The organism is Sorangium sp. So ce131, from assembly GCF_051519095.1.
GTDB lineage: Bacteria > Myxococcota_A > Polyangia > Polyangiales > Polyangiaceae > Sorangium.
In genome coordinates, this window is record NZ_CP150455.1 from 8,786,061 (window position 1) to 8,796,451 (window position 10,391).

Below are 10,391 nucleotides of genomic sequence, written 5' to 3' on the forward strand. Positions count from 1 at the left end.
CACGGGCGGCACGCGCGCGGGCACACGGGCGGCACGTGCCTCCAGCCGCAGGGGCTCGATGGCACGTGCGTGCCGGTCAGATCGTCGAGCCGCGCGGCAAGGACGGGAGGGGCGCGGGGAGGGATGGCATGTCGGCCGGGGGCGCGGCGATCGGCTCGTTGCCTTGCTCGGGAGGGGCCGTGTCGTCGTCCGTCGGGGGCGCGGGCGGAGGCGGCGTCCTGGGTGGCCGCGCCGTGCACTCGTCGAGCTTCCTCTTCATGTCGTGGAGCCGGTCGGAGGTCTCGGCGAGCTGCTCGTCGAGCCAGCTCGCGCGCGCGGACTCGCGCCGCAGCTCGGCGAGGGTGGTCCTGAGCTCGTGGTCCCTCGCGCGGAGGGCGGCCCTTGCGCGCTCGCCGTCCCGCTCGGCGCGTCCGAGCTGCGCGAGCAGGCGCTCGCGCTCGGCCTCGAGGCCGGCGATCTCGCGCGCCATGGCGCTCTTCGACTGCTCGTACCGGGCGTCGGCCTCGGCCTTCGCGGTGGACGCGGCCTCGGCGGCGCGCCTGGCCCGGAGCGCGGCCTGCTCGGCGAGGCGCTTGGCCTCGGTCATCGCGTCCCTGGCGGAGTTGGCGCTCTTCGCGTCGTCGCTCGCCTTCATCGCGAGGGCGAGGGCCTCGGCCGTCGCGCTCTGCGCCTCGCTCATCTTCTGGAGCGCCTCCTGCGCGGAGGCGCGGGCGGCCGCCTCGAACCTGCTGTGGTCGCGCGCCGCGCGCTCCGCTGTCTCGGCCGTGCGCCGCGCCCGGGTCGCGTGCATCCAGAAGACGGTGGTGGTCGCGACCATGCCCATCAGGACGATCACGCCGAGGGCGAGGAGCATGCGCGTGAGGCGCTCGCGGCGCGCCTCGGCCGCGGCGGCGGCGTCCAGGAAGCCGCGCTCCGCCGCGGAGAGGTCGTCGATGTCCCGGGCCCACGCGGAGAGCTCGTGCAGCGCCTTGCCGCGCGGCAGGAGCCTCGGCGCCTTGCCGCCGAGGGTCCACCTGGAGAGCGCCTCATCGAACTCCCGCTTCGCCCGGCCGAGCCGGTGCAGCGCGGCCGCGACCTCCGCCATGTGCGGTCGCGCGTCCGGATCGAAGGACAGCACCCGGTGCACGAGGGCGGCGAGATCGGGCGGGGTCGCGGCGTCGAGCGGCGGCGGCCACGCCCCGCTCGGCGCGTCGGGCGTCCGGCCCTCGAGCAGCTCGTACAGGATGACGCCGAGGGAGTAGACGTCGGCCTTGGCGTCGACGCTCCCCGAGTGGCGCTCCTGTTCCGGCGCCATGTAGCTCCTCGTCCCGAGCCCCCACACGCCCTCTTGCGTGAACGGCATCGTGGGCTGTCCGGCGCCCTCGCTGCGCGGCCCGGCCAGCTCGAGGGCGGCGTTCGCCGCCGCGAACGAGGCGACCGCGAACGAGGCGACCGCGAACGAGGCGACCTCGACCGGCACCTCGATCGGCGCGTGGATCATGGCGGGCCTCCCCGAGCTGACCCCCGGGAGGCTCCGGAGCGCTTCCTCGGCGTGCGCGTCCCAGTCCCGCGTGTCCCCGTCGCGCCTGGCCACTTCGGCCGCGCCTCCAGCCGCGGTGCCCGGGACGGTCCTCGACGGCGCCGACAGCTCGGTGCGGATCGTCGGCGCGCGGGTGGAGGCGAGGCTCCCGTTCGTGTCGAGCTCCATCACCTCGGGCAGCCCGCCCCACAGGACCTTCGCGATGCCGAAGTCGAGGATCTTGACGCGGCTGCCTCCGGGCGCGAGCTCGTCGTCGACGACCATGATGTTCTCCGGCTTCAGGTCGCGGTGGACGACCTTGGAGGCGTGGGCGGCGGCCATGGCCGAGGCGATCTGGTAGCCGAGCCGCACGACCTGCCGCGGCCGTTCCGCGGCGGGCACCTCGTGCACCCACTCGCGGAGCCCTCGTCCATCGAGGTATTCCATGACGATGTAGGGCGACCCGTCGTCGAGCTCACCGGAGTCGAACACCCGCACGATGCCTGGGTGGTTGATGATGTTGACGGCGATCGCCTCTTGCCGGAAGCGCGCCACGACGTCTGGCCGCCGCGCGTAGTCGCCGAGCAGCACCTTGATTGCGGCGCGCGCCCGCGTCTTCGGGTGTCGCGCCCGGAACACCCGCCCCATCCCCCCGCGCCCGAGCTCCCCTTCGACGAGCCACCCGCGCAGGCTCCCAGGCCCCCGCCCGGCCTCGTCCTGCCCTCCCTCGAAGGTGGCCCGCATCTCCATGCCCCACCCATCCTGCACCTGCCCGTTCCCCGACGGAAGCCCCAGCAGTCAGCCTCCCGGCCTTCCCTATCCATCCCAATCCCGACGCGCGCGCCGGCGGGTGGGTGTGTACGGCGGGGCGGATGGCCAGCGCCCACCCGCCCCCGCCGCACACACCCACCCGCCGGCGCGTTCGGCCGGGCACTCCTCCCCGTCTGAGCGGCACGTGTTCACTGCGGTCGAACGGCGCCGCGAGGTGCCGTCAGCGAGCCGGGGCTCAGCCGGACGGGGAATTGAGGCCCGCGTGATATCGAATCTTCGTTTACGGGCAGTATGCTTGACCCTGCGAACCACGGGGAGAGAGCATGAAGCAATACAAGGTCATCAGGGTAAAGCGCAAAATGAAGCAGTATCCTGCCAAGAGCCTACAAAATGAAATATTTGGACCGATAAAGGTCGTGCACAAGATCGACTTCAACCCGAAGAAGTTCATGAAGCGACTGATGGACTTCTGGTTCTAGGGTTCCCCGGCCGGGGAGCTCCCTCGAGCGCGCCGGGGGATCTCGTGCGGAGCGGCGTGCTCCTGGACCGCGCGCGTCGAGGGCGCCGGGCCGCGCCGGAGATCACGCCTTGTTCGTGGGATGTATCCCTGCTCCCGGGGCGCGCGCCTGGACCAGCACCGACATGTTCCCGGGGGCGTGGAGGTTATCCATCATCTTGACGTGCGCGAGCGGGATCTCGGACCAGGGGAACGTCTCCGACAGGCAGGGGTCGATGCGCCTCTCTTGAACGAGCCTGTTCGCCTGGGTCGCCTGCATCAGCGTGGCGAAGTGGCTCCCCTGAATGCGCTTCTGTCGCATCCAGACGAACCGGGCGTCCATCGTCAAGTTGAAGCCGGTCGTGCCGGCGCAGATGACGACCATCCCGCCGCGCTTGACGACGAAGCAGCTCACCGGAAACGTCGTTTCGCCGGGGTGCTCGAAGACCAGATCGACGTCGGTCTTGTCCCCCGTGATGTTCCAGATCGCCTTCCCGAAGCGGCGCACCTCCTTGAGGTACGCCGCGTAGGCCTCGCCCTCGGCGACAGCCTGGAGAGGCCCCCAGCAGTTGAACTCGGTGCGATTGATCACGCCTTTTGCCCCGAGGGACATGACGAAATCACGCTTCTTGTCGTCCGAGATCACGCCGATCGCGTTCGCGCCGGCCATGCGCACGAGCTGGATGGCCATGGATCCGAGGCCGCCCGCCGCCCCCCACACCAGGATGTTCATGCCGGGGCGCAAGGTGTGCGGAGGGTGCCCGAGGAGCATCCGATAGGCGGTCGCCAGCGTCAGCATGTACGAGGCGCTGGCCTCCCACGTGAGGTGCTTGGGCCGCTCCACGAGCTGCCGCCCCTGCACCAGCGCGAACTGGGCGAAGGATCCGTGAGGCGTCTCGAAACCCCAGATCCGCTGCGTCGGTGAGAGCATGGGGTCGCCGCCGTTGCACTCCGCGTCGTCGCCGTCGTCCTGGTTGCAATGAACGACCACTTCATCACCGACGCGCCACCGCTTGACCATGCTCCCCACGGCCCACACCACGCCGGACGCGTCGGATCCGGGCACGTGGTACGGGTGACGATGCACGTCGAACACGGAGACGGGCTTCCCGAGCGCGGCCCAGATGCTGTTGTAATTGACGCCGGCGGCCATCACGTGGACGAGCACCTCGTCCGGACCGACGATGGGGGTCGGCACGACCTCGACCTGCATGGCGCTCCGCGGATGCCCGTGCCGCTCGCGGCGGATCACCCATGCGTACATGTTCTTGGGCACATGGCCCAGAGGGGGCGCCTCGCCCACCTCGTAGAGGTCTTTCAGGCTCGATCGAGGCTCCGACGGATGCACGCTGGTCAACATAACTCTCCTGATGAGGCTACTTTGCCGGCAATCGGCCGGCGAGTTTCAGAGGCGCGCGGAGACCGGGCCGCCCGGATCACCTCGCATGGATCGTGGCCCCTCGCTCAAGGCTCGACCTCGACCCTCATGTAGGGTGGAAAACCTTGGATCTGCGAATAATCGTTCACCATGACCGCGCGGTCTCCGTCCTTGCTCACCTCGCGGAAGCCCGCGAACTTGTAGGTGACGTACATCATGCGGTTCCTGTTGTTCGAGACGAACTCCGCGCGGAGCTCGACGCCGGCGTCCCTGGCGCGGCCCAGGATGTGATTCAGCAGCACCGTCCCGACGCCGCGAGACATGACCCTACACGACATGAGCAGGAGCTTGAGCGTCCAGACGGCAGGACCGCGCTCGACGAGCGCGAGGCCGATCTTGCCGTAGGTGCCATACCTGTCCTCGAGCGAGGCGATCAGCAGGTCGTGCTCGGGGGATCTGCGGAAGTGATCGAGCTCGTCGTAGGAGTAGGTGTCCCCGGTCGTGTTGAGCTGGTTCGTGCGCAGGGTCAGCTCCTCTGCGCGCTTCAGGTCCTCCTCCTTCGCCCGCGCGATGATGAAGCGCATGTCGAGCGAGGCGAGGAACTGCTCCGGCGTGCCGCCGTGCGCCTCCTCGACCTTCTTGCGCTCGATGTCGGCGAGGTACATCTTCCGCCTCACCCGTGAGTCGTCGGTGACGAAGCGGGGGTTCGCCTCGGGGAGCTCCGGGATCTGCGCGACGTCGGCGGCGTCGACGCAGCGCGTCGACGGGTGCGAGAACTGGACCTCGTCGCGCTCGAAGGGCTGGTCGTCCACGAAGGCGATCGCGTCGAGGCCGATGTTGAGGGACCGCGCGATCGCCTCGATGGAAGCGGACTTGCTGTTCCAGTTGACCTGCGGGTAGAGGAAGTACTCCGCGATCCCGAGCTCCGTGAGCTTGGCCATCGCGAGATCGTGATCGTTGCGGCTGGCGATGGAGTGGAGGATGCCGCGCTCGTCCAGCGCCTTGATGACGTCGATCGCGGCGCGCCGCGGCGTGACCTCGCGATCTTCGAGGAGGATGCCGTCCCAGAGCGTGTTGTCCAGATCCCAGACGACACACTTGAGGACATTCCTGTCTTCTCCCGCGCCGGACTGCTCCTTCTCGGCTCTGCGCTCCACGTGCATGGCTCCTTCGACGTCAGACACCGGCTGCTCCGCTCGACTGTCCAGCGCGGCTCCGCAGCGCGCCGTACTCTTGATAGCCATACTCGGCGATGGTGATCTGCTGGATCTGCGAGCTCCCCTCGATGATCTCTCCGATCTTGGCGTCGCCCAGGTAGCGCTGGAGGGGGTAGTCGCTGCTGCATCCGTTGGCGCCGTGGAGCTGCACGGCGTCATCGGCAGCCCGGGCCGCCGCCGTCGACGCGAAGTACTTGGCGATCGACGTCGCGGCGAGCGCGCCGGGATCCCTCGCGTCCCGCAGGCGCCCGGCCTCCAGGCAGAGCAGCCTGGCCGCGCTGAGGTTCGTGATCATGTCGGTCACCAGCCGCCGCACCAGCTGGTGCTCCTTGAGCCGGACGCCGAACTGCTCTCGCTCGCTCGTGTAGACGACGCAGGCGTCGAGGCACGCCTGGAGGAGCCCGACGGAGCCCCATGCCACGCTGTACCGCCCGGAGTCAAGCGCGGCGGCCGCGACGTGCGAGATGCCGAGCCCCCGCCTCCCCACGAGGTTCTCGTCGGGGATGCGGCAGCCGTCGAAGTGGACGCTCGCCGTCATGGACCCGCGGAGCCCGAGGAGGCCCTCTATGGGCTCGATCGAGACCCCTGCCCGCTCACGCTCGACCAGGAACGCGGCGGGCTCTCCCTCGCACCGCGCGAACACGAGCAGCACGTCCGCGAGCTGACCGTACGTGATCCACTTCTTGTGCCCGTGGAGCACGAAATCCCCTCCGTCGGGCGTGGCCTCCGTCTTCACGCTCTTCGCGTCGCTGCCCGTGCCCGGCTCGGACAAGCCCAGCGCCGCGATCGCCATGCCGGACGCGAGCCTCGGGATCCATACCTCCTTCTGCGCGCGGGTGCCCCAACGCAAGATCGACTGGGCCACCATGGTGTGCACCGTCAGGAGGCTGCGCAGCGAGGAGCAGCCGCGCCCGACCTCGCCGACGAGCAGGCCGAAGGTCACCATGTCTCTGCCGCCGCCGCCGAGCTCCCGCGGAAGCGGCAGACCAAGGTAACCGCGCTCGGCGAGGCGCCGGATGATCTCGGGGCGCGTCCGTTGCTGCCTGTGGTGATCGTCCCCGAGGGGGACGATCTCCCGATCGGCGAAGGACTGGAACTCGTCCAGCGCCTCCGCCTGCTCACGGGTGAGGTGGTGTCTCATCTTGGCTCTCCCGGTACCACGCCGCGCCTCAGCCGCCCGTCGCGCCCGCGGTCTTTCGCTGCACCAGACGGGAGATCGCCTCGATCGAGCGGAAGTTGTCGAGCTCGAGATCCTCGTTCTCGATGGTGATGCCGAACTGGTGCTCGACGAAGGTGACGAGCTGCATCGCGAACATCGAGTTGACGAACCCCAGGCTGAAGATGTCCTCGCGCTCCTGCAGGGCGTGGCCTGGAAAGAAGCGCGCGAGGTACTGCGAAACCGTCGTCCTGATCTCTTGCGTGCTCATGCTGCGACCCTTTCGCGCGCCGTGACGGCTCACGCGTACGTATAGAACCCGCGCCCGCTCTTGCGCCCATGGAGCCCCGCGTCCACCATCTTCTTCAGCAGCGGGCAGGGCCGGTACTTGTCGTCGTTGAAGCTCTCGTAGAGGACCTCGACGGAGTAGAGGATGGTGTCGAGCCCGATGAGGTCCGCCGTCTCCAGCGGACCCATCTTGTGACCGAAGCAGGTCTTGAAGATCCGATCGACGTCCGCTGCGCTCGCCGTGCGGTCCTGCACCAGGAAGATGGCCTCGTTGATGGTCAGCATCAGCACCCGGTTCGACACGAAGCCGGGAGAGTCCTCGACGAGGATGCTCTCCTTGCCCATCTCGGCGAGGAAGCGCCTCGCGTCCTCGATGGTCTCGTCCGAGGAGTGATAGCCGCGGATCAGCTCGACCATCGGCTTCATCGGGACGGGGTTCATGAAATGCATCCCGACGACCTTCGGCGCCCGCTTCGTGACGGAGGCGATGCGGGTGATGGAGATCGCCGAGGTGTCCGCCGCGAATATCACGTCCGGCCGGCAGATCGCGTCGATGCGCTCGTAGACCGCCTTCTTGATCGGCCACTTCTCGGTCACGTTCTCGACGACGAAGCTGACCTCGGCGAGCTCCTCGTCATCCGTCGTGAAGCGGATGCGCTCCAGGACCTGCTTGGGATCGACCGCCGCCTTCCTGTTGAAGAGCGAGAACGCGCGCAGGCCGTTCCTTATCTCCTGCCTGGCTCGATCGAGGATCGGCTCGGAGACGTCCACGAGGACGACCCGGTGCCCCGTCTGGGCGAGGTTCTGCGCGACCCCGGACCCCATGACCCCTGCGCCAATGACCCCCACGATCTCGTAGTTCATCGCTGACTCCCTCGGACGTCGACGTCACTGCCCTCTGCGGACTGCGTAGACGTTGTGAATGTTGGTCCCCACGTACAGGGCGTCCTGCTCGGAGACGACCGCGAAGCCGCGCCGCTCGAGCAGCGCCTTCACGCGGTCCACCCTGCCCTCGATGTCGTGTACCTCGAGGACGATCTGGGCGATCTTCGGGAAGTCTCCGGCGTCGATGCCCTCCAGCACCTCGAGCTCGCACTTCTGCACGTCCACCTTCAAGAGGTCGATGCGCGGTACGCCTCGCTCCCGGATGATGTCGCTCAGGCGCCGGAGCTTGGCCGTGAACGTCTGGGCTTCGAAGCGCACGTCGAGGAGCTCGTCCTGGTGGGCGGCGACCTGATCCACGCCGGCGACGCCGATCCGGCGCTGGTTCTCGATGATGGCCCGGAGGTTGTGCTTCTCCTCCGCTTCGTCGGCGTGGAACGAGGACATGCCCGAGCTGTTCGGGTAGAACGTGAACGAGGCCTCCCGGACGTCGTTCGAGAGGCCGATATTGAACAGCTCGGCCCGGACGCGGTTCCGCTCCACGTTCCGGCTCAGGATCGCGAACAGCGGCGGCGCCGGCTCGAAGGAGTAGATGCGCGCGTCAGGGGCCTCGGTGTGCGTGAAGAGGGTGAAGAGGCCGATGTTGGCCCCGACGTCGAAGACGATCGCGTCCTTCGGGATGCGGATGCCATGCTTCACGTACGAGCGGTGCTCGAAGATGTCCTCGTAGAAGTGGCGGGTCTCGCCCTCGTTCTGGTGGTTGATCTCGATGCCGTTCGGGAGCCGGTACTGGAGCTCTGCCCGGCGCGGCGCCCCCGTCGCCGCGGCGCGCTCCGCCGCGCCGGCGGCGACGTCCTTGCCCGCTTGCATCGCCTCGATCAGCTCGGCCATCGAGGCGAGGGTGCGCCTCTCGTAGACACGGCGCAGCGGGAGGTTCACGCGGAAGGACTTCTGGACGCGGAGGACGAGCCGGGTGGCGATGAGGGAGTTGCCCCCGCGCTCGAAGAAATCGTCGCCCCGGCCGATCGGCTGCGCAGGGAGCAGCTTCTGCCAGAGAGCAGCCAGGTCTCGCTCGACCTTGGTGCGCGGCGGCTCGAAGGCGTCCGCGGGCTTGGCCGCCGGCGTCATGGCCTCCGTGGCCGCCGTGACCGGAGAGGGAGCCGGGGCGCTCCGCTCGACCTGCAGGTGAATCGGCTGAAAGTGCCTGTCGTCCAGCGCCGCGCCCGCGAGCCAGAGCCGGCTCAACGCCTTGAGCAGCACCGCGCCGTCGGGCTGGACGTCGTAGGCGTGCCTCATCGAGGGGACGATGACCCGCTCCGATGGGGGCTCGCCTTCAGGCCGGAGGAGCACGAGGCTGCTCAGCGTCTGCCCCGGACCGACCTCGAGGAAGAGCCGCTCTGGCCTCTGGAGCAGCTTGCCTATCCCGTCGGCGAAGCGCACGGGGCTCGAGAGGTGCGCTGCCCAGTACGCCGGATCGGTGGCCTGCTCCGCGGTGATCAGCTCGCCGGTGACGTTCGAGGCGTAGGGGATCTGCGGGGGCTTGAGCGCATAGGTCTCGACGAGCCGGGTCAGGCGCTCCGCGATGGGATCCATCATCCTGGAGTGGAACGCGTGCGACGACTGGACCCGCCGGGACGCCGTGCCTTGCTCCGCGAGTCGCTTCTCGAGGGCGAGCACCTCTTCCCTCGGCCCGGAGACGACGCAGAACTCGGGACCGTTGACCGCGGAGAGCGAGAGGTGGTCGCCGAGGAGCTGCCTCACCTGCGCCTCGGGCAAGCTCACGGCGAGCATGCCTCCCGGGGGTAGATCCTCGATCATCTGCGCGCGCCGCGCCGTGAGCGTGAGCGCGTCCTCGAGCGACAGGACGCCGGCGATGCACGCGGCCACATACTCGCCGAGGCTGTATCCGATCATCGCGTCGACGCGAGGCGCCCACTTCTGCCACACCTTCGCGAGCGCGTACTCGACGACGAAGAGCGCCGGCTGGGTGAGGCGCGTCTGGTTCAGCAGCACGTCCGCCCCGCTCGGCGCCTCGCGTCCCCGTCCGAGCATCTTCCGGAGGTCGATGCCCTGCTTGGTCGCCCCCTGCGGCTCGTCCGCCGGGGCCGAGGCGCCGCCGGACGCCTCCGGCCCGGGGTAGATGACGCTGCGGATGTCGAGGCCGATCTCGGGCTTGAGGAGCTCGGCGCACAGGTCGACCTGCTCGCGGAACGTGGGCTCGCATCGATAGAGGTCGCGACCCATGTTGATGTAGTGATCGCCCAGCCCTGGAAACATGAACACGAGCGGCCGATCACCGGGCTCCGCGACGCCGGTGGAGGTGCGCTTGTCCACGGGTCCAAGACCCGCCGCCTCGCCCACGGCATCCTGGAAGAGGAGCGCCGCGCGGTGGCGAGCGGCGCCGGGGGCCATGTGGAGGACGCGGACCATCACCTCGGCGTGCGGCTCGGGCTGGCGCGCGCGCAGCGCGTCGACTGCAGCGTCGAGGTCCGCGCCGTCGCCCGCCGAGAGCAGCGCGACGTGCCACGGGCTCGGCTGCCTGGAGGGTCCTTGAAAGCCAGGGCGAGCGATCGGGAGTGTCGGGGTCATCGTCACGTTGATTTCCTTTGATGAGCTATCGAACGCTTGACTGGAGGGCGTCTGGCGAGCGGTCGAAGAGCGGCGTTTCGCTGCGCCGACCTGCCGTGTCCTCGCCGCATGCCCGC

At 69.0% G+C, this 10,391-nt stretch carries 7 protein-coding genes; all 7 read right to left on the minus strand.

Annotated elements, in window-relative coordinates:
* Nucleotides 1–76 precede the first annotated feature (76 nt).
* The 7 genes from WMF43_RS31780 to WMF43_RS31810 all read right to left on the minus strand — a co-directional run bounded on the left by WMF43_RS31780 (nt 77) and on the right by WMF43_RS31810 (nt 10,275).
* Entirely contained in the window at nt 77–2,248 is a 2,172-nt protein-coding gene (locus WMF43_RS31780) for a serine/threonine-protein kinase (protein ID WP_437670488.1), read from the minus strand.
* A 602-nt stretch (nt 2,249–2,850) separates the two neighbouring features.
* Entirely contained in the window at nt 2,851–4,113 is a 1,263-nt protein-coding gene (ccrA, locus tag WMF43_RS31785) for a crotonyl-CoA carboxylase/reductase (RefSeq protein WP_437670490.1), read from the minus strand.
* A 116-nt stretch (nt 4,114–4,229) separates the two neighbouring features.
* Entirely contained in the window at nt 4,230–5,306 is a 1,077-nt protein-coding gene (locus WMF43_RS31790) for an HAD-IIIC family phosphatase (RefSeq protein WP_437670492.1), read from the minus strand.
* A gap of 13 nt (nt 5,307–5,319) precedes the next feature.
* On the minus strand, nt 5,320–6,501 hold the full coding sequence (locus WMF43_RS31795) for an acyl-CoA dehydrogenase family protein (RefSeq protein ID WP_437670494.1): 1,182 nt from the start codon (nt 6,499–6,501) through the stop codon (nt 5,320–5,322).
* Nucleotides 6,502–6,529: 28 nt separating this feature from the next.
* Complete coding sequence (locus WMF43_RS31800; protein WP_437670496.1) at nt 6,530–6,787, minus strand: acyl carrier protein; 258 nt, start codon at nt 6,785–6,787, stop codon at nt 6,530–6,532.
* Between the two features lie 29 nt (nt 6,788–6,816).
* Nucleotides 6,817–7,668 (minus strand): 3-hydroxyacyl-CoA dehydrogenase family protein, encoded by an 852-nt coding sequence (locus WMF43_RS31805; protein WP_437670498.1) that lies wholly within the window; start codon nt 7,666–7,668, stop codon nt 6,817–6,819.
* A gap of 24 nt (nt 7,669–7,692) precedes the next feature.
* Complete coding sequence (locus WMF43_RS31810) at nt 7,693–10,275, minus strand: FkbM family methyltransferase (protein WP_437670500.1); 2,583 nt, start codon at nt 10,273–10,275, stop codon at nt 7,693–7,695.
* Nucleotides 10,276–10,391: the final 116 nt, after the last annotated feature.

What these genes read in the sequence shown, in the direction of transcription:
- WMF43_RS31790 (WP_437670492.1), bottom strand. Translation starts at nt 5,306, where the DNA reads ATGCACGTGGAGCGCAGAGCCGAGAAGGAGCAGTCCGGCGCGGGAGAA.
- WMF43_RS31780 (WP_437670488.1), bottom strand. Translation starts at nt 2,248, where the DNA reads ATGGAGATGCGGGCCACCTTCGAGGGAGGGCAGGACGAGGCCGGGCGG.
- WMF43_RS31805 (WP_437670498.1), bottom strand. Translation starts at nt 7,668, where the DNA reads ATGAACTACGAGATCGTGGGGGTCATTGGCGCAGGGGTCATGGGGTCC.
- WMF43_RS31810 (WP_437670500.1), bottom strand. Translation starts at nt 10,275, where the DNA reads ATGACCCCGACACTCCCGATCGCTCGCCCTGGCTTTCAAGGACCCTCC.
- WMF43_RS31795 (WP_437670494.1), bottom strand. Translation starts at nt 6,501, where the DNA reads ATGAGACACCACCTCACCCGTGAGCAGGCGGAGGCGCTGGACGAGTTC.
- WMF43_RS31800 (WP_437670496.1), bottom strand. Translation starts at nt 6,787, where the DNA reads ATGAGCACGCAAGAGATCAGGACGACGGTTTCGCAGTACCTCGCGCGC.